The sequence below is a fragment of the Nonomuraea aridisoli genome (assembly GCF_003236395.1).
In the GTDB taxonomy this organism is placed as follows: domain Bacteria; phylum Actinomycetota; class Actinomycetes; order Streptosporangiales; family Streptosporangiaceae; genus Nonomuraea; species Nonomuraea aridisoli.
Window position 1 is genome coordinate 1 of record NZ_POUD01000091.1, and the last position, 16,129, is coordinate 16,129.

Annotated in this window: 29 protein-coding genes; 1 reads left to right on the forward strand and 28 read right to left on the reverse strand. The window is 67.1% G+C overall.

Annotated features, from left to right (window positions below):
- Positions 1-729 (forward strand): hypothetical protein (locus tag C1J01_RS49995; RefSeq protein ID WP_111180870.1); only part of this gene is annotated, 729 nt, incomplete at its 5' end.
- On the opposite strand, the gene truA is transcribed toward C1J01_RS49995, so the two are convergent.
- The 28 genes from truA to rpsS all read right to left on the reverse strand — a co-directional run bounded on the left by truA (position 694) and on the right by rpsS (position 16,118).
- Positions 694-1,572 carry a tRNA pseudouridine(38-40) synthase TruA gene (gene truA, locus C1J01_RS22025; RefSeq protein ID WP_111180871.1) on the reverse strand — a complete coding sequence of 293 codons (879 nt, stop codon included), beginning with the start codon at positions 1,570-1,572 and terminating at the stop codon, positions 694-696. The two genes, C1J01_RS49995 and truA, sit on opposite strands and share 36 nt — an antisense overlap.
- Before the next feature lie 78 nt (positions 1,573-1,650).
- Positions 1,651-2,205: a 50S ribosomal protein L17 gene (gene rplQ, locus C1J01_RS22030; RefSeq protein WP_111180872.1), complete on the reverse strand. Its 555-nt coding sequence runs from the start codon at positions 2,203-2,205 to the stop codon at positions 1,651-1,653.
- Positions 2,206-2,324: 119 nt separating this feature from the next.
- Positions 2,325-3,341: a DNA-directed RNA polymerase subunit alpha gene (locus C1J01_RS22035; protein ID WP_111180873.1), complete on the reverse strand. Its 1,017-nt coding sequence runs from the start codon at positions 3,339-3,341 to the stop codon at positions 2,325-2,327.
- 103 nt (positions 3,342-3,444) lie between these two features.
- Positions 3,445-4,071 carry a 30S ribosomal protein S4 gene (rpsD, locus tag C1J01_RS22040; RefSeq protein WP_111180874.1) on the reverse strand — a complete coding sequence of 209 codons (627 nt, stop codon included), beginning with the start codon at positions 4,069-4,071 and terminating at the stop codon, positions 3,445-3,447.
- Between the two features lie 19 nt (positions 4,072-4,090).
- Positions 4,091-4,495, reverse strand: coding sequence for a 30S ribosomal protein S11 (rpsK, locus tag C1J01_RS22045; RefSeq protein WP_020542285.1), 405 nt, complete (start codon positions 4,493-4,495; stop codon positions 4,091-4,093).
- A gap of 45 nt (positions 4,496-4,540) precedes the next feature.
- Complete coding sequence (rpsM, locus tag C1J01_RS22050; RefSeq protein WP_043623489.1) at positions 4,541-4,921, reverse strand: 30S ribosomal protein S13; 381 nt, start codon at positions 4,919-4,921, stop codon at positions 4,541-4,543.
- A 219-nt stretch (positions 4,922-5,140) separates the two neighbouring features.
- Entirely contained in the window at positions 5,141-5,254 is a 114-nt protein-coding gene (gene rpmJ / locus C1J01_RS22055; protein ID WP_003956441.1) for a 50S ribosomal protein L36, read from the reverse strand.
- A gap of 24 nt (positions 5,255-5,278) precedes the next feature.
- Positions 5,279-5,500 carry a translation initiation factor IF-1 gene (infA, locus tag C1J01_RS22060; RefSeq protein WP_111180875.1) on the reverse strand — a complete coding sequence of 74 codons (222 nt, stop codon included), beginning with the start codon at positions 5,498-5,500 and terminating at the stop codon, positions 5,279-5,281.
- A 236-nt stretch (positions 5,501-5,736) separates the two neighbouring features.
- Positions 5,737-6,165: a DUF1707 SHOCT-like domain-containing protein gene (locus C1J01_RS22065; RefSeq protein WP_111180876.1), complete on the reverse strand. Its 429-nt coding sequence runs from the start codon at positions 6,163-6,165 to the stop codon at positions 5,737-5,739.
- An 18-nt stretch (positions 6,166-6,183) separates the two neighbouring features.
- Positions 6,184-6,993, reverse strand: coding sequence for a type I methionyl aminopeptidase (gene map, locus C1J01_RS22070; protein WP_111180877.1), 810 nt, complete (start codon positions 6,991-6,993; stop codon positions 6,184-6,186).
- A 111-nt stretch (positions 6,994-7,104) separates the two neighbouring features.
- Positions 7,105-7,755 (reverse strand): adenylate kinase, encoded by a 651-nt coding sequence (locus C1J01_RS22075; protein WP_111180878.1) that lies wholly within the window; start codon positions 7,753-7,755, stop codon positions 7,105-7,107.
- Positions 7,755-9,059, reverse strand: a complete 1,305-nt coding sequence (gene secY, locus C1J01_RS22080) for a preprotein translocase subunit SecY (RefSeq protein WP_111180879.1) — start codon at positions 9,057-9,059, stop codon at positions 7,755-7,757. Before secY ends, C1J01_RS22075 begins: the two co-directional genes overlap by 1 nt.
- A 169-nt stretch (positions 9,060-9,228) precedes the next feature.
- On the reverse strand, positions 9,229-9,696 hold the full coding sequence (gene rplO, locus C1J01_RS22085) for a 50S ribosomal protein L15 (RefSeq protein WP_111180880.1): 468 nt from the start codon (positions 9,694-9,696) through the stop codon (positions 9,229-9,231).
- Between the two features lies 1 nt (position 9,697).
- The gene (gene rpmD / locus C1J01_RS22090; protein ID WP_080043226.1) at positions 9,698-9,880 is read right to left on the reverse strand and encodes a 50S ribosomal protein L30; all 183 of its coding nucleotides are present in this window, start codon (positions 9,878-9,880) and stop codon (positions 9,698-9,700) included.
- A gap of 2 nt (positions 9,881-9,882) precedes the next feature.
- The gene (rpsE, locus tag C1J01_RS22095; protein WP_111180881.1) at positions 9,883-10,512 is read right to left on the reverse strand and encodes a 30S ribosomal protein S5; all 630 of its coding nucleotides are present in this window, start codon (positions 10,510-10,512) and stop codon (positions 9,883-9,885) included.
- A gap of 25 nt (positions 10,513-10,537) precedes the next feature.
- Positions 10,538-10,921 carry a 50S ribosomal protein L18 gene (gene rplR / locus C1J01_RS22100; protein WP_111180882.1) on the reverse strand — a complete coding sequence of 128 codons (384 nt, stop codon included), beginning with the start codon at positions 10,919-10,921 and terminating at the stop codon, positions 10,538-10,540.
- A gap of 2 nt (positions 10,922-10,923) precedes the next feature.
- A complete protein-coding gene (gene rplF / locus C1J01_RS22105; protein WP_111180883.1) occupies positions 10,924-11,466 on the reverse strand; it encodes a 50S ribosomal protein L6 in 543 nt (180 codons plus the stop codon).
- 16 nt (positions 11,467-11,482) lie between these two features.
- Positions 11,483-11,881 (reverse strand): 30S ribosomal protein S8, encoded by a 399-nt coding sequence (rpsH, locus tag C1J01_RS22110; RefSeq protein WP_080043229.1) that lies wholly within the window; start codon positions 11,879-11,881, stop codon positions 11,483-11,485.
- Positions 11,882-12,040: 159 nt separating this feature from the next.
- Complete coding sequence (locus C1J01_RS22115; protein ID WP_020542298.1) at positions 12,041-12,226, reverse strand: type Z 30S ribosomal protein S14; 186 nt, start codon at positions 12,224-12,226, stop codon at positions 12,041-12,043.
- Between the two features lie 4 nt (positions 12,227-12,230).
- Positions 12,231-12,806 carry a 50S ribosomal protein L5 gene (rplE, locus tag C1J01_RS22120; protein ID WP_111180884.1) on the reverse strand — a complete coding sequence of 192 codons (576 nt, stop codon included), beginning with the start codon at positions 12,804-12,806 and terminating at the stop codon, positions 12,231-12,233.
- On the reverse strand, positions 12,806-13,099 hold the full coding sequence (rplX, locus tag C1J01_RS22125) for a 50S ribosomal protein L24 (RefSeq protein ID WP_220040041.1): 294 nt from the start codon (positions 13,097-13,099) through the stop codon (positions 12,806-12,808). Before rplX ends, rplE begins: the two co-directional genes overlap by 1 nt.
- A gap of 8 nt (positions 13,100-13,107) precedes the next feature.
- Entirely contained in the window at positions 13,108-13,479 is a 372-nt protein-coding gene (gene rplN, locus C1J01_RS22130; protein ID WP_084961870.1) for a 50S ribosomal protein L14, read from the reverse strand.
- Between the two features lie 192 nt (positions 13,480-13,671).
- Complete coding sequence (rpsQ, locus tag C1J01_RS22135; protein WP_111180886.1) at positions 13,672-13,962, reverse strand: 30S ribosomal protein S17; 291 nt, start codon at positions 13,960-13,962, stop codon at positions 13,672-13,674.
- Positions 13,955-14,191: a 50S ribosomal protein L29 gene (rpmC, locus tag C1J01_RS22140; protein ID WP_111180897.1), complete on the reverse strand. Its 237-nt coding sequence runs from the start codon at positions 14,189-14,191 to the stop codon at positions 13,955-13,957. The genes rpsQ and rpmC overlap by 8 nt, the downstream gene beginning before the upstream one ends.
- A complete protein-coding gene (rplP, locus tag C1J01_RS22145) occupies positions 14,191-14,610 on the reverse strand; it encodes a 50S ribosomal protein L16 (RefSeq protein ID WP_111180887.1) in 420 nt (139 codons plus the stop codon). Before rplP ends, rpmC begins: the two co-directional genes overlap by 1 nt.
- A 2-nt stretch (positions 14,611-14,612) precedes the next feature.
- Entirely contained in the window at positions 14,613-15,455 is an 843-nt protein-coding gene (gene rpsC / locus C1J01_RS22150; protein WP_111180888.1) for a 30S ribosomal protein S3, read from the reverse strand.
- On the reverse strand, positions 15,455-15,808 hold the full coding sequence (gene rplV, locus C1J01_RS22155; RefSeq protein WP_111180889.1) for a 50S ribosomal protein L22: 354 nt from the start codon (positions 15,806-15,808) through the stop codon (positions 15,455-15,457). Before rplV ends, rpsC begins: the two co-directional genes overlap by 1 nt.
- 31 nt (positions 15,809-15,839) lie before the next feature.
- Positions 15,840-16,118 (reverse strand): 30S ribosomal protein S19, encoded by a 279-nt coding sequence (rpsS, locus tag C1J01_RS22160; RefSeq protein WP_026214153.1) that lies wholly within the window; start codon positions 16,116-16,118, stop codon positions 15,840-15,842.
- Between the last annotated feature and the right edge of the window lie 11 nt (positions 16,119-16,129).

A 16,129-nucleotide genomic window follows, 5' to 3' on the forward strand; every position in this document is an offset into this window, starting at 1 on the left:
GGCAAGAGCAAGCGCGCGCTGCTCGTCACGCTGGGCGCGCTGGCGCTGGCCGGCGTGGCGACCGGCGGTTTCTTCGCCTGGCAGGCGGTGAGCGCCCAGGGCCCTTCCACGGCCGCCACCCGCCCCACCCCGTCGCAGCCGCCGGCCTCGGCCGAGGCGGAGGCGGAGGCGGGCCCGTCCGCGGACGCCTCGGGCACGTCCGTCCTCAACACCGAGGAGACCGACCCGCAGAAGATGTCGCTGTCGGAGGCGTTCCCGAAGAAGAAGGTGACGGCGGCGGGCGCGACGTTCACCCGGGTCAAGGCGCACCTGGAGACGACCTGCGAGAAGGCGGCCACGGGCGCGTTCGCCGACGCGCTCGACGAGCACGGGTGCAGCCGCGTCCTGCGGGCCACGTACGTCGACGGCAAACGCCGTTACGCGGTCACCACGGGCATCGCCGTCTTCCCCGACAAGGATGCCGCGACCGCCGCGGACCAGGCGAAAGACCTCTCCAGCAACGTCTGGTTCCGCCCGCTGCCCGGCCCCTCCGACTCGGGCGCCGAACGGGTGCACATCGCGGGCGGCTACGCGGCCGGCCTGGTGTGGGGCCGCTACATCGTCTTCAGCTACGCCACCCACGCCGACGGCCGCACGCCGACCGCCAAGGAGAAGACGCTGCCCGAGGTCAGCGGGGCGTTCCGCGACGAGACGTCACTCGTCCTGGAGCGCCGCGTCACCAACGACTGAGAGCGTGCGCACCCGCCGCGTGGCCTCGGCCCGCGCGGCGAGCTCCGCGTCGGACGGGTAGCCGACCTCCTCCAGGCACAGCCCGTGCGCGGGCGCGACGTGCACGCCGGAGTCGCGTACGGCCCGGGCCAGCACCTCGCCGGGCCACTCCACCGGCCGCCGCCCGTCACCGGCCGCGAGCAGTGACCCGACGAGCGCGCGCACCATGGAGTGGCAAAACGCGTCCGCCACGACGGTGGCCACCAGCACGCCGTCGGGCTCACGGACCCAGTCGAGCCGCTGCAGTTCCCTGATCGTCGTCGCGCCTTCGCGCTTCTTGCAGAACGCCGCGAAGTCGTGCTCGCCGAGCAGCAGCGCGGCGGCCACGTTGAGCCGGCTGAGGTCGAGCGGCCGGTTGTGCCACACCACCTCGCGGCGCCGCAGCGGGTCGACGCCGCCCGCCGTGTCACCCACCCGGTACGCGTACCGCCGGAACAGCGCCGAGAAACGGGCGTCGAAGCCCTCAGGAGCCACGCAGACGCTCCGAACCCGTACATCAAGGGGCAAGACCCCACCAAGCCGCCTTACGAGCGCAGCGAGCCGCTCATCGACGCTCTGCGGCCCGCGGTTGCCGTCGAGCTCGGCCAGCGACTCCTCCGGCACGTCCACGTGGGCGACCTGCCCGCGCGCGTGCACGCCGGCGTCGGTGCGTCCGGCCACGGTCAGCATGGCGGGCTCGGCCAGGCGCAGGATCCGGCCGAGCGCCTGCTCGACCTCCCCCTGAACGGTACGCAGCCCCGGCTGCCTGGCCCATCCCGAGAAGTCGGTCCCGTCGTACGCGAGATCGAGACGGAGCCGTACCACGATGATCCTCCTCCGAACACGGAAACGGGCCCGGACCCCCGCGAGGGGGCCGGGCCCGTTCTCAACCGGCCTGTGAGATCAGGCCTCGTCCTTCTTCGCCTCGGCGCTCTCCTCGGCGGGAGCCTCGGCCTTGGCCTCCGTCGCCTCGTCGGCCTTGCCCTCAGCGGCCTCAGCGGCCTCGGCGGGAGCCTCGGCGGCCTCGGTCTCCTCCGCGGCCGGCGCCGGAGCGGCGGCAGCGGCGGGCTCCGTGGTGCGGCGGGTCGTGACGGCGTTCAGCGGCTCGCTCACCAGCTCGATGACCGCCATCGGGGCGTTGTCGCCCTTGCGCGCGCCGACCTTGGTGATGCGGGTGTAACCGCCGGGACGCTCCGCGAACTGCGGCGCGATCTCGGTGAACAGGTGGTGCACGACGCCCTTGTCCCGAACGACGGTCAGGACCTGGCGACGGTTGTGGATGTCGCCCTTCTTCGCCTTGGTGATCAGGCGCTCCGCCAGCGGACGCAGGCGCTTGGCCTTCGTGACCGTAGTGCGGATCTTGCCGTGGCGGAACAGATCGGTGGCGAGGTTCGCCAGGATCAGCCGCTCGTGCGCCGGGCTGCCGCCAAGACGTGCACCCTTGGTGGGCTTGGGCATTTCAGTTCTCCTCGTGGGTCAACCCGCCCCGGCCGTACCAGGTACCGGAGTCGGGCCGGCGCCGCGCGTCGCGCGGCGCCGTTACGTTCCCCCCGCGAGTGGCCCCGCGGGGGAAGATGTCAGTACTGCTCGGTCTCGACGTACGCGCTGTCGTCGTCGTCGTAGCCGCCGCCGGCCACCGCGCTCGGGTCGAACCCGGGCGGGGAGTCCTTGAGCGCCAGCGACATCTCGTGCAGCTTCTGCTTGACCTCTTCGATCGACTTGGCGCCGAAGTTGCGGATGTCGAGCAGGTCCTGCTCACTGCGGGCCACGAGCTCACCCACGGTGTGGATGCCCTCACGCTTGAGGCAGTTGTACGAGCGGACGGTGAGGTTGAGCTCCTCGATCGGCAGCGCCAGGTCGGCCGCCAGGGCGGCGTCGGTGGGCGACGGGCCGATGTCGATGCCCTCGGCCTCGACGTTGAGCTCACGGGCCAGGCCGAACAGCTCGACGAGGGTCTTGCCGGCGGAGGCCACCGCGTCGCGGGGCTTCATCGCGGGCTTGGTCTCGACGTCGAGGATGAGACGGTCGAAGTCGGTGCGCTGCTCGACTCGGGTCGCCTCGACCTTGTAGGTGACCTTGAGCACCGGAGAGTAGATCGAGTCGATCGGGATGCGGCCGATCTCCTGGCCCGGCTGCTTGTTCTGGGCCGCGGAGACGTAGCCGCGACCGCGCTCGACGGTCAGCTCCATCTCCAGCTTCGCCTTGCCGTTGAGCGTGGCGATGCGCAGCTCGGGGTTGTGCACCTCGACACCGGCCGGAGGCGCGATGTCGGCGGCGGTGACCTCACCCGGGCCCTGCTTGCGCAGGTACATCACGACCGGCTCGTCGTGCTCGGAGGAGACGACCAGTTCCTTGAGGTTGAGGATGATGTCGGTGACGTCTTCCTTGACCCCGGGAACGGTCGAGAACTCGTGCAGCACGCCCTCGATGCGGATGCTCGTCACGGCCGCGCCCGGAATGGACGACAGCAGCGTGCGCCGCAGCGAGTTGCCGATGGTGTAGCCGAAACCCGGCTCCAGCGGCTCGATGATGAATCGGGACCGGGTGTCGTCGATCGACTCTTCGAGAAGAGTCGGGCGCTGAGCGATCAGCATGTGGGTCTCCCCTTTTTCGTGTGGCGCCCGCTATATGACGCCACTCCGATAAACAGCCTAGTCCGGGTACGCGCGAACGCACCCGGACCAGAGGATCGAGCGACTACTTCGAGTAGTACTCGACGATGAGCTGCTCCTGGACCTGGGTGTCGATCTGCTGGCGAACCGGCAGCTGGTGAACCAGGACGCGGAGCTTGTCCGGCACGACGCCGAGCCACGCGGGAACGGTGCGCTCGCCGGCGGTGGCGCGGGCCACCTCGTACGGCATGAGGTTGCGCTTGTTCTCGCGGACCTCGATGATGTCGTGCTCGCGAACGCGGTACGACGGGATGTCGACCTTCTTGCCGTTCACCAGGATGTGGCCGTGGCGCACCTGCTGGCGGGCGGCGTCGCGCGACTGGGCGAAGCCGGCGCGGTAGACGACGTTGTCGAGACGGCTCTCCAGGATCTGGAGCAGCACCTCACCCGACTTGCCGCTCTTACCGGCGGCCTCCTCGTAGTAGTTGCGGAACTGCTTCTCGAGGACGCCGTAGATGCGGCGGGTCTTCTGCTTCTCGCGAAGCTGAAGCTGGTACTCGGACTCCTTGGGGCGTCCGCGACCGTGCTCACCCGGCGGGTAAGGACGGATCTCGATGGGGCACTTGGCGGACTCGCACTTGCTGCCCTTGAGGAAGAGCTTGGTCTTCTCGCGACGGCAGAGCTTGCAGTCCGCGCCCGTGTAACGAGCCATTTCTCTGTATCTCCTGGGGTCAGACGCGGCGGCGCTTGGGCGGGCGGCAGCCGTTGTGCGGAACCGGGGTGACGTCCTGGATCGAGCCCACCTCCAGGCCGGTGGCCTGCAGCGAGCGGATCGCGGTCTCACGGCCGGAGCCGGGACCCTTGACGAAGACGTCGACCTTGCGCATGCCGTGCTCCATGGCGCGGCGGGCGGCGTTTTCCGCGGCCATCTGCGCGGCGAACGGGGTGGACTTACGGGAGCCCTTGAAACCCACGTGGCCGGCGCTGGCCCAGGAGATCACGTTCCCGTTCGGGTCGGTGATCGAGACGATCGTGTTGTTGAACGTGCTCTTGATGTGGGCGTGCCCGTGAGCGACGTTCTTCTTCTCCTTGCGGCGCACCTTCTTCGGCGCACCCTGACGGCTCTTAGGAGGCATCCTTTGCCTTCACTCCTGAGGTCTTCGGTCCCGCGGCTGCGAGGACTACTTCTTACCGGGCTTCTTCTTGCCGGCGACGGTCTTCTTCTTGCCCTTACGGGTACGCGCGTTGGTCTGCGTGCGCTGACCGTGGACCGGCAGGCCCTTGCGGTGCCGGATGCCCTGGTAGCAACCGATTTCGATCTTGCGACGGATGTCGGCCTGGACCTCGCGGCGCAGGTCACCCTCGATCTTGAAGTTCGCCTCGATGTAGTCACGCATCGGGACGAGCTCGGTGTCGGAGAGCTGGTGCACACGCAGGTCGCCGCTCACACCGGTCGCCTGGAGGATCTCCTGGGCGCGGGTGCGGCCGATTCCGTAGATGTAGGTGAGAGCGATCTCCAGCCGCTTGTCGCGGGGGAGGTCGACGCCAACCAGGCGAGCCATGGTCGGGCATTCTCCTTCGTTGTGGCGGAGGTCTTGCGCCCCACTACCCCTCCCCAATGCCCGGGGTGAGGGCCCCGGCCTCCGACCGGGGGTCTCCCGAGTGGTTCGGACCTCTTGGAGGGCCGCCTTCCCGGGTGTGAGACGCGACTACTGTTTTCAGGCTTCTCATGCGTCGAGTCCGCTCCCTGCTGGGGCGGACTCGGAGAAGCCTTGCGGCGACTAGCCCTGGCGCTGCTTGTGGCGCAGGTTGTCGCAGATCACCATGACGCGACCGTGCCGGCGGATCACCTTGCACTTGTCGCAGATCTTCTTGACGCTCGGCTTAACCTTCATTGTCCTCTGTGTCCTCAGACGTTCTTACTTGTATCGGCAGACGATCCGCCCGCGACTGAGGTCGTAGGGGCTCAGTTCAACGACAACCCGGTCGTCAGGCAGAATCCGGATGTAGTGCATCCGCATCCGTCCGCTGATGTGGGCCAGGACCTTATGGCCGTTGTCGAGTTGCACCCGGAACATGGCGTTCGGGAGCGACTCGACCACAGTGCCCTCGATCTCGATGGCGCCGTCTTTCTTGGCCAAAATTCCTCGCGTTTCACTGATCGGTCGTCTGAGGCTCCGGTTCACTACGCAGCCGCGACCTTCACGCTTCGAAGAGAGCGACGGCCTGCAAGGGCCGCCGACGCGTGATAGTCATAGTGAGCCGACTAAGGAGTGTACGACACCCGGACACGAAATGCGAAACGCGTGCCAGGTGCCCTGACACAACCACAGAGCAGTCTACCCCACCCGGACCGCTCCCGAGCCCGCCCACGCGTCTACGAGCGCTTCGGCTTGTTGTCCCCGAAGACGGTGCTCACCAGCAGGATCACGCCCCACGGGCCCATCACCCACAGCGGCCAGGGATAGATCAGATCGCCCGAGGTGATGCTCACGATGATCCAGATCACCCAGTTGATGCCGCTGGCGGCGGCCCAGGCGCCCCACGCGGCCTGCATGCCGGCGTGCTGCTCGTCCTTCTTCGCCGGCGCGGCCGACTTCTTCGCCGGGAGGTTGCGCATGTCGACGTCGGGCAGGTCCGCCGTCAGCTTGGCGAGCTCGCCGTACGTCCTGCTCTCGTAGAGCTGTTCCAACCGCTCGTGGAACTCCTCCATCGTGATGCGTCCCTGGGCGGTGTGCTCGCGGAGGATGGCGGCGACACGATCGCGGTCAGCGTCGGAGGCTCGCATCTCGGGGCTGTTCGCCATCCCACCCACTCCCGGGGGTCAGTTCTGCAGTTGGGCGAGGCGCTCTTCGCCTCCGTCAAGGGCAGTGAGCACCCAAGGACCATTATGTGTCACGGCGACGCTGTGTTCGAAGTGTGCGGAGTGCTTCCCGTCGATCGTCACGACGGTCCAGTCGTCGGCCAGCACGCGCGTGCGCTCGGTGCCGAGGTTGACCATGGGCTCGATGGCCAGGCACATGCCCTCTTCGAGCACCGGGCCCCGGCCGGGCCGGCCGTGGTTGGCGATCCACGGGTCCATGTGCATCTCGGTGCCGATGCCGTGGCCGCCGTACTCCGGGGGGATGCCGTAGCGGCCCTGCGACTTGACGTACCGCTCGACCTCGTAGCCGATGTCCGACAGGTGGCGGCCGGGCTTCAGCGCGGCGATGCCACGCCACATCGACTCCTCGGTGACCCGCATCAGCTCGGTCAGCTTCGGGTCCACCTCGCCCACCGGCACCGTGACGGCCGAGTCGCCGTGCCAGCCGTCCAGGATCGCGCCGCAGTCGATCGAGATGATGTCGCCCTCCTGCAGCTTGCGGGCGTTGGTGGGGATGCCGTGCACCACCTCGTCGTTCACCGAGGCGCAGATGGTGGCCGGGAAGCCCTGGTAGCCCTTGAACGACGGGATCGCGCCCGCGTCCCTGATCGCCTTCTCGGCGATGACGTCCAGGTCGAGGGGCGTCATGCCCGGCTCCACCGAACGCTTCAGCAGGTCGAGCGTGCGCCCCACCACCAGACCCGCCGCGCGCATCTTCTCGAGCTGCTCCGGCGTCTTGATCTGGATCCCGTGCCTGTTTCGTTTGAACATCGTCTGTCCCCCTGGGTCTCAACGGGCCGCTATGGGGGCCCAATTCCCCCCACAATAGCCGCGAGGTGGCACGGAAACCCGTGCCACCTCCGCGAATCGGTCAAAAGAGGCTTATGCCATGTACGGCCGGATCGCCTCCATCGCCCGCCGAGTGACCTCCTCGACCGGGCCGGTCGCGTCGACGCCCACGAGAATGTCCTCGTCGGCGTAGTAGGAGACCAGCGGCGCCGTCTGCTGCTGGTAGACCTCCAGGCGGTGCCTGACGGTCTCCTCCTTGTCGTCGTCACGCTGGAAGAGCGCGCCCCCGCACGCGTCGCACCTGTCGTCCTTCTTGTCGTCGAAGTCGACGTGCCAGATGCGGCCGCACTGGCTGCAGGTGCGCCGACCGGCCAGCCGCCTGACCACTTCGTCGTCGTCGACGACGAGCTCGAGCACGAGATCGAGCGCCAGGCCCCATTCCTTGAGCATGTCGCGCAGGATCTCCGCCTGGGCGACGTTTCTCGGGAAGCCGTCGAGCAGGAAGCCGTCCTGCGCGTCGTCCTCGGACAGACGGTCGCGGACCATGGCGATGGTGACCTCGTCGGGCACCAGGTCGCCACGGTCCATGTACGTCTTGGCCAGCTTGCCGAGCTCCGTGCCACCCGAGACGTTGGCACGGAAGATGTCCCCTGTCGAGATTTTCGGGATGGACAGGTTCGATGCGATGAACTGGGCCTGCGTCCCCTTACCCGCTCCGGGGGGCCCGACGAGAACGAGACGCACTACCGCAGGAAGCCTTCGTAGTTGCGCTGCTGCAGCTGGCTCTCGATCTGCTTCACCGTGTCAAGTCCGACACCAACCATGATCAGAATGCTCGTCCCTCCGAACGGGAAGTTCTGGCTCGCACCGGCCACCGCCAGGGCGACGATCGGGACCATGGAGATGAGACCCAGATACAGCGCGCCAGGCGCCGTCAGGCGGTTGAGCACGAAACTCAGGTATTCAGCCGTCGGACGGCCGGGGCGGATGCCCGGAATGAAACCACCGTACTTCTTCATGTTGTCGGCGACTTCAGGGGGGTTGAACGTGATGGACACGTAGAAGTACGTGAAGAAGATGATCAGCAGGAAGAACGTCGCCATGTAGATGGGGGTGTCGCCCGTGGCGAGGTTCTGCGAGATCCACGCGATCACCGCGTTGTCGCTGGTCTGGAAGAGCGAGGTGAGCAGCTGCGGCAGATAGAGCAGCGAGGAGGCGAAGATGACCGGGATGATGCCGGCCTGGTTGACCTTCAGCGGGATGTAGGTGGACGTGCCGCCGTACATCCGGCGGCCCACCATGCGCTTGGCGTACTGGACCGGGATGCGGCGCTGCGCCTGCTCGACGAAGACGACCGCGGCGATCATGAAGATCCCGACCACCATGACGACCGCGAAGGTGAACTTGTTGGCCTGGAAGATGTTGGCCAGCTCGGACGGGAAGACCGCCACGACCTGGGTGAAGATGAGGATCGACATGCCGTTGCCGACGCCGCGGTCGGTGATGAGCTCGCCGAGCCACATGATCACCGAGGTGCCGGCGGTCATGATGATGACCATCGTCACGATGCCGAAGATGTTGTCAGGGTCGAGCAGGACGTCCTGCTGGCAGTTCGGGAACAGCTGGCCGGTACGGGCGAGCGCGATGAAGGCGGTGGACTGCAGGACGGCGAGACCGATGGTCAGATAACGCGTATACTGCGTGATCTTGGTCTGACCCGCCTGGCCTTCCTTCTTGAGAGCCTCGAGCCGCGGGATCACGACGACGAGCAGCTGCAGAATGATGCTCGCGGTGATGTACGGCATGATGCCCAGAGCGAACACCGACAGCTTCAGCAGCGCGCCGCCGCTGAACAGCTGGACCATCCCGTAGATGTTGCCGGTCTCGCCGGCACGGGCCTGGTCGAAACAGGCGGCGAGGTTCTGGACGTGGACTCCCGGGGTCGGAAGAACCGAGCCGAGACGGAACAGCGCGATGATGCCCAGGGTGAAGAGCAACTTCTTGCGCAGGTCCGGTGTCCGGAACGCCCGGGTAAACGCGGTCAGCACGGTCCCTCCTGCGCGCCTTTACGGCGATGTGAGTAAGCGATGGTGCGGGGATCTGCCATCTGAAGTCTCATGTCGAACGAGCCGGACAGAAGCCTGCCGTCTCGCGAACTCTAACGCACTGCGGGCGTGGGGGCATTTGTCAACGCCCCCACGCCTCGTCATAGCGTTACTACAGCTCGGTAACGGAACCACCGGCAGCGGCGATCTTCTCCTTCGCGGACGACGAGAAGGCGTGAGCCTGCACGTTCACCGCGACCGAGATCTCGCCGGTGCCGAGCACCTTCACGAGCTGGTTCTTACGGACAGCACCCTTGGCGACCAGCGCCTCGACGGTGACGTCGCCACCCTCGGGGAACAGCTCACCGATCCTGTCCAGGTTGACGACCTGGTAGGTCGTCTTGAACAGGGCGTTGGAGAAGCCCTTGAGCTTCGGCAGACGCCTCTGCAGCGGCACCTGACCGCCCTCGAAGCCGAGGGGGATCGTCGTACGGGCGTGCGAGCCCTTGGTGCCGCGACCGGCCGTCTTGCCCTTCGACGCCTCGCCGCGACCCTTGCGGATCTTGGCCTTGTTGGCGCCGGGGGCGGGACGCAGGTCGTGGATCTTCAGCGGAGCAGCCGTGTTCGAGCTGTCAGTCATGTCAATCGACCTCTTCCACCTCGACGAGGTGCGTCACCACGGAGACCATGCCGCGAATCTCGGGCCGGTCCTCCTTGACGACGACGTCGCCGATTCGCTTCAGGCCAAGCGAACGCAGCGAGTCACGCTGGTTCTGCTTGCCACCGATCTTCGAGCGAACCTGAGTGATCTTCAGGCGTGCCATGACTAGCTCACCGCCTTCGCCGTGGAGGCCTCGGCCAGACCCTCACGCTGGGCCTTGAGCATCGCGGCCGGGGCGACGTCCTCGATCGGCAGGCCACGGCGGGCGGCGATCTCCTCGGGGCGCGACAGGCCCTTCAGCGCCGCCACGGTGGCGTGCACGATGTTGATCGGGTTGTCCGAGCCCAGCGACTTCGACAGCACGTCGTGGATGCCCGCGCACTCCAGGACCGCGCGCACCGGGCCGCCGGCGATGACGCCGGTACCGGCCGAGGCCGGACGCAGGAAGACGACACCGGCCGCCTCCTCGCCCTGCACGGTGTGCGGGATGGTGCCCTGGATGCGCGGCACCTTGAAGAAGTGCTTCTTCGCCTCTTCGACGCCCTTGGCGATGGCCGCGGGCACTTCCTTGGCCTTGCCGTAGCCGACGCCGACCATGCCGTTGCCGTCGCCGACGACGACCAGGGCGGTGAAGCTGAAGCGACGACCACCCTTCACGACCTTGGCCACTCGGTTGATCTTCACTACGCGCTCGATGTACGAGACGCCCTTGTCGGCGGCGCCACCGCGGCGATCGTCACGACGGTCCCGCCGCTCGCCACCGGTGCCGCCACCGCGACGCGGAGCTGCAGCCATCAGTGGTTCCTCTTCTCAGTTGCCATCAGAATTCGAGCCCACCTTCGCGGGCGCTGTCCGCCAGCGCGGCGATGCGCCCCGCGTAGCGGTTGCCACCGCGGTCGAAGACGACCTTGGTGATTCCGGCTTCCTTGGCCCGCTGAGCGAGGAGCTCGCCGACCTTCTTCGCCTTCTCCGTCTTGTCCGCCTCCAGGGCGCGCAGCGACGGGTCCATCGTGGACGCGCTCACCAGCGTGTGGCCGACGGAGTCGTCGACGATCTGGACGAACATGTGACGGGTCGACCGGTTGACGACCAGGCGCGGACGCTCGGCCGTACCGACGACACTCTTGCGGACGCGGCGGTGACGGCGCAGCCGCGAGACGGTGCGGGCAGCCGTGTGCTTGCTGAACGCAGTCTTCGGAGCCATGCCTACTTACCAGCCTTTCCGACCTTGCGGCGGATCTGTTCGCCCTGGTAACGCACGCCCTTGCCCTTGTACGGGTCGGGCTTGCGCAACTTGCGGATGTTGGCCGCGACCTCGCCGACCTTCTGCTTGTCGATGCCGTCGACGTGGAAGAGGGTCGGCTTCTCGACGCGGAAGGAGATGCCCTCCGGAGCGTCGACGATGACCGGGTGGCTGAAGCCCAGGGAGAACTCCAGCTGCGTCGGCCCCTTGGCCTGGACGCGGTAACCGACACCGACGATCTCAAGGCTCTTGGAGTAGCCCTGCGTGACGCCCTGCACCATGTTGGCGATCAGCGTCCGGGACAGGCCGTGCAGCGCACGGACCTTGTTCTCGTCGTTCGGCCGGGTGACGGCGATGGCGCCGTCGTCGTCGCGCGCGACCTTGATGGGCTCCGCGACCGTGTGAGTGAGCGTGCCCTTCGGGCCCTTGACCTGGACATCCTGGCCGGTGATCGTGATGTCTACGCCACTGGGCACAGGGATGGGCAGCCGTCCGATTCTCGACATGCTGTGTTCCTCCCCTCTACCAGACGTAGGCGAGGACTTCCCCGCCCACACCACGCTTGCCGGCCTGCTTGTCGGTCATGAGGCCGTGGGACGTCGAGATGATCGCGACGCCCAGTCCGCCCAGGACTCGAGGCAGGTTGTCCTTCTTCGCATAAACCCGCAGACCGGGCTTGGAAACCCGGCGCAGGCCCGAGAGCGACCGCTCACGGGTCGGCCCGAACTTGAGCTCCACCACGAGGTTCTTGCCAACCTTGGCGTCCTCGACGGTCCAAGCCTGGATGTAACCCTCCTGCTGGAGGATCTCGGCGATGTGCGCCTTGATCTTCGAGTACGGCATCGACACGCTGTCGTGGTACGCCGAATTCGCGTTTCGCAGACGCGTCAGCATGTCTGCGATCGGGTCGGTCATCGTCATGGCCAGTGGCCTTCCTCGCCGCGGTTTCCAGTCGGCCAAGCAGAGCTCTACCGGTGGACCTACGGCGTGGTCATGGACGCGGATGCGTCCTGCCTTTTCGTGAAATATGTGTGGCGGGCATTCACCCAGGGGGCGACACTCGGCCGCCCCCTAGGGTAACTACCAGCTCGACTTGGTGATGCCGGGCAGCTCGCCCCGGTGCGCCATCTCGCGGAAGCACACGCGGCAGAGCCCGAACTTGCGGTAGACGGCGCGCGGCCGGCCGCAACGCGAGCACCGCGTGTAGGCCCGCACCTCGAACTTCTGCTTGCGCCCCGCCTTGGCGATCAGCGACTTCTTCGCCATTGGATCAGGCCTCCTTGAACGGGAAGCCGAGGAGCTTCAGCAGCGCCCGGCCCTGTTCGTCGTTCTTCGCGGTGGTCACGAGCGTGATGTCCATGCCCCGCGGGCGGTCGACCTTGTCCTGGTCGACCTCGTGGAACATGACCTGCTCGGTCAGGCCGAACGTGTAGTTGCCGTTGCCGTCGAACTGCTTCGGCGACAGGCCGCGGAAGTCCCTGATGCGGGGCAGCGCGAGCGACAGCAGCCGGTCGAGGAACTCCCACATGCGGTCGCCGCGCAGCGTGACGTGCGCGCCGATCGGCATGCCCTCACGCAGCTTGAACTGCGCGATGGACTTGCGGGCCCGGACCACGGCCGGCTTCTGGCCGGTGATCGCGGTGAGGTCGCGGACGGCGCCCTCGATGAGCTTGGAGTCGCGAGCCGCCTCACCGACACCCATGTTGACCTTGATCTTGGTCAGAGCCGGGATCTGCATGACGTTCTCGATGCCGAACTGCTCGCGAAGCTGGGCCGCGATCTCCTCGCGGTACTTCGTCTTGAGTCGCGGCGTCGGGCGCTCGGTCTCAGTGGTCGTGGCAGTCATCAGCTGTCCTCACCCGTCTCGTCGGCCTTCTTCTCGTCGGCCTTCTTGTCGGCGGGCTTTTCGTCCTTGAGCTTCTTCACGTTCGAGACGTGGATCGGAGCCTCCATGGTCTGCACGCCGCCGGTCTTGGCGCCGCGCGGACCCTGCATGGTCTCCTTGGAGTGCTTCTTGATCATGTTGACGCCCTCGACCACCACGCGGTCCTCGCGCGGCAGAGCGGCGATCACACGGCCCTTGGCACCCTTGTCCTTGCCCGCGATGACCTGGACGAGGTCACCCTTCTTCACCTTCAGCTTCGACATCACAGCACCTCCGGTGCGAGCGAGATGATGCGCATGAACTTCTTGTCACGCAGCTCGCGGCCGACCGGGCCGAAGATACGGGTGCCACGAGGGTCACCGCTGTCCTTGATGATGACGGCGGCGTTCTCGTCGAAGCGGATGTAGGAGCCGTCGGGCCGGCGGCGCTCCTTGGTGGTGCGGACGACGACGGCCTTGACCACGTCGCCCTTCTTGACGCCCGTGCTGCCCGGCAGCGCGTCCTTGACTGTGGCGACGATGACGTCGCCGATACCGGCGTAGCGTCGGCCCGAGCCGCCGAGAACGCGGATGCAGAGAATCTCCTTGGCACCCGTGTTGTCGGCGACCTTGAGCCGCGACTCCTGCTGGATCACGTCTTCTCCTGTTAGTCGCGCCGGTTCTCATCGCTGAGCCTGGCGGAACCCGTCGTTGTCTTGTTCCCACGGCCACAGCCCCCGCATGGGGGCCGCACCGCAGGCGACGCGGGGCCGTTGCGGGCCCCGCGTCCTTGGACGCCGTCATGGGGGCTGTGAGGCCCCCACGAGGCGCGGTATATCAGCGAAGGCCTACTTGGCCTTCTCCAGGATCTCCACGACCCTCCACCGCTTGGTGGCGGAGAGGGGGCGGGTCTCCATCAGCAGCACGCGGTCGCCGACGCCGCAGGCGTTGGCCTCGTCGTGCGCCTTGTACTTGGTCGTACGGCGGATGACCTTGCCGTACAGACGGTGCTTGACGCGGTCCTCGACGGCGACGACGACGGTCTTGTCCATCTTGTCGCTGACGACGAGGCCCTCACGGACCTTGCGGAAGTTCCGCTGCGTCGACTCGGTGGTCTCGTTGGTCTCAGTCTCAGCCATCGCTCGGCTCCTTCTCGACCGTGACGATGCCGAGCTCGCGCTCGCGCATCACGGTGTAGATACGGGCGATCTCGCGGCGGACGGCACGCAGCCGCCCGTGGCTCTCCAACTGACCGGTCGCCGCCTGGAAGCGGAGGTTGAACAGCTCCTCCTTCGCCTCCTTCAGCTTCTGGACGAGGGTCTCCTCGTCCTCCAGCCGCAGCTCGCCGGCGGTCAGGCCCTTAGCCATCACGCCTCACCCACTTCACGCTTAACGATCTTGCACTTCATCGGGAGCTTGTGGATCGCGCGCTGAAGCGCCTCGCGCGCGACCGGCTCCGCCACGCCGGACAGCTCGAACATCACGCGTCCGGGCTTGACGTTGGCGATCCACCACTCCGGCGAACCCTTACCGGAACCCATGCGGGTCTCGGCGGGCTTCTTCGTGAGCGGACGGTCGGGGTAGATGTTGATCCACACCTTGCCGCCACGGCGGATGTGACGGGTCATGGCGATACGAGCGGACTCGATCTGGCGGTTGGTCACGTAGGAGTGCTCAATCGCCTGGATGCCGAACTCGCCGAACACGACCCTGGTGCCGCCCTTGGCGGCTCCGCTGCGGTCAGGCCGGTGCTGCTTGCGGTGCTTGACCCTGCGCGGGATCAGCATGGTCAGCTCCCTTCAGCACCCGGCTGCGCAGCCGGGCCGGTCTCGGGGGCGGCCTGCGAAGCCGCCTCGGTACGGGGGGCGCGGTCACCACGGCCGCCACCGCGGCGAGCGCCACCGGCGCCACCACGACGGGGACGGTCACCGCCACCACGACGGTCGTCACGCTCGCGACGCTGACCGGCACGGGCGCCGGCGGCGGCCGCCTCGCGCTCGGCGCGGCTCGTCGGAGCCTCACCCTTGTAGATCCACACCTTCACGCCGATGCGGCCGAAGGTGGTACGGGCCTCGTAGAAGCCGTAGTCGATGTCCGCGCGGAGGGTGTGCAGCGGCACGCGGCCCTCGCGGTAGAACTCCGACCGCGACATCTCGGCGCCGCCCAGACGACCGGCGCACTGGACACGGATGCCCTTGGCGCCGGACTTCATGGCCGACTGCATCGCCTTGCGCATGGCGCGGCGGAACGAGACACGGCTGGACAGCTGCTCGGCGACGCCCTGGGCGACGAGCTGCGCGTCGATCTCAGGGTTCTTGACCTCGAGGATGTTCAGCTGGACCTGCTTCTTGGTCAGCTTCTCGAGGTCGCCACGGATACGGTCCGCCTCGGCGCCGCGCCGGCCGATCACGATGCCGGGACGCGCGGTGTGGATGTCCACCTGCACGCGGTCGGTCGTGCGCTCGATCTCGACCTTGGAGATGCCGGCCCGCTCCATGCCCTTCTGCAGCATGCGGCGGATCGCCACGTCCTCGGCGACGTACGACTTGTACAGCTTGTCGGCGTACCACCGGCTCTTGAAGTCGGTCGTGATGCCGAGGCGGAACCCGTGCGGGTTAACCTTCTGGCCCACTATCGGGTCCTTCCCTTCGGCTCGCGGGACTCCACGATCACGGTGATGTGGCTCGTCCGCTTGTTGATCCGATAGGCGCGACCCTGTGCACGCGGACGGAACCGCTTCAGCGTCGGGCCCTCGTCGACCCACGCGCGGCTCACGACGAGCGTGCTCGGGTCGAGGTTGAAGTTGTGCTCAGCGTTCGCCATGGCGCTGCTGAGCACCTTGAAGATCGGCTCGCTCGCCGACTGGGGAGCGAACTGCAGCACGGCCTGCGCCTCCGAAGCGGGCAGCCCGCGAATAAGGTCCACCACGCGGCGGGCCTTCATGGGCGTGACACGGACGAACCGCGCCTGGGCCCTGGCTTCCATCGCTTACTCCTCTTGATGCTTCTGAAGGCGTCTATCGCCGGCTGCGCCGGTCTTCCTTGACGTGGCTGCGGAACGTCCGCGTAGGGGCGAACTCTCCGAGCTTGTGACCGATCATCGACTCGGTGATGAACACCGGGACGTGCTTGCGGCCGTCGTGCACGGCGATCGTGTGCCCGAGCATGTCGGGAACGATCATGGAGCGCCGCGACCACGTCTTGATGACGTTCTTGGTGCCCTTCTCGTTCTGGACGTCGACCTTCTTCTGAAGGTGATCGTCCACGAAGGGACCCTTCTTAAGGCTACGTGGCATTTCGGCTGCTC

Bases quoted from the DNA above. Each gene is read 5' to 3' on its own strand.
- rpmC (WP_111180897.1), bottom strand. From the start codon at position 14,191: ATGGCTAAGGGCCTGACCGCCGGCGAGCTGCGGCTGGAGGACGAGGAG.
- rplO (WP_111180880.1), bottom strand. From the start codon at position 9,696: ATGACTGACAGCTCGAACACGGCTGCTCCGCTGAAGATCCACGACCTG.
- C1J01_RS22065 (WP_111180876.1), bottom strand. From the start codon at position 6,165: ATGGCGAACAGCCCCGAGATGCGAGCCTCCGACGCTGACCGCGATCGT.
- rpsK (WP_020542285.1), bottom strand. From the start codon at position 4,495: ATGCCTCCTAAGAGCCGTCAGGGTGCGCCGAAGAAGGTGCGCCGCAAG.
- rplQ (WP_111180872.1), bottom strand. From the start codon at position 2,205: ATGCCCAAGCCCACCAAGGGTGCACGTCTTGGCGGCAGCCCGGCGCAC.
- rplE (WP_111180884.1), bottom strand. From the start codon at position 12,806: ATGACTGCCACGACCACTGAGACCGAGCGCCCGACGCCGCGACTCAAG.
- rpsM (WP_043623489.1), bottom strand. From the start codon at position 4,921: ATGGCTCGCCTGGTTGGCGTCGACCTCCCCCGCGACAAGCGGCTGGAG.
- rpmD (WP_080043226.1), bottom strand. From the start codon at position 9,880: ATGGCACGCCTGAAGATCACTCAGGTTCGCTCGAAGATCGGTGGCAAG.
- rplR (WP_111180882.1), bottom strand. From the start codon at position 10,921: ATGGCTCCGAAGACTGCGTTCAGCAAGCACACGGCTGCCCGCACCGTC.
- rpsE (WP_111180881.1), bottom strand. From the start codon at position 10,512: ATGGCTGCAGCTCCGCGTCGCGGTGGCGGCACCGGTGGCGAGCGGCGG.
- C1J01_RS22035 (WP_111180873.1), bottom strand. From the start codon at position 3,341: ATGCTGATCGCTCAGCGCCCGACTCTTCTCGAAGAGTCGATCGACGAC.
- map (WP_111180877.1), bottom strand. From the start codon at position 6,993: ATGTTCAAACGAAACAGGCACGGGATCCAGATCAAGACGCCGGAGCAG.
- rpsS (WP_026214153.1), bottom strand. From the start codon at position 16,118: ATGCCACGTAGCCTTAAGAAGGGTCCCTTCGTGGACGATCACCTTCAG.
- C1J01_RS22115 (WP_020542298.1), bottom strand. From the start codon at position 12,226: ATGGCGAAGAAGTCGCTGATCGCCAAGGCGGGGCGCAAGCAGAAGTTC.
- rplP (WP_111180887.1), bottom strand. From the start codon at position 14,610: ATGCTGATCCCGCGCAGGGTCAAGCACCGCAAGCAGCACCGGCCTGAC.
- rplV (WP_111180889.1), bottom strand. From the start codon at position 15,808: ATGGAAGCCAGGGCCCAGGCGCGGTTCGTCCGTGTCACGCCCATGAAG.
- rpmJ (WP_003956441.1), bottom strand. From the start codon at position 5,254: ATGAAGGTTAAGCCGAGCGTCAAGAAGATCTGCGACAAGTGCAAGGTG.
- rpsH (WP_080043229.1), bottom strand. From the start codon at position 11,881: ATGACGATGACCGACCCGATCGCAGACATGCTGACGCGTCTGCGAAAC.
- rplF (WP_111180883.1), bottom strand. From the start codon at position 11,466: ATGTCGAGAATCGGACGGCTGCCCATCCCTGTGCCCAGTGGCGTAGAC.
- rpsD (WP_111180874.1), bottom strand. From the start codon at position 4,071: ATGGCTCGTTACACGGGCGCGGACTGCAAGCTCTGCCGTCGCGAGAAG.
- rpsQ (WP_111180886.1), bottom strand. From the start codon at position 13,962: ATGGCTGAGACTGAGACCAACGAGACCACCGAGTCGACGCAGCGGAAC.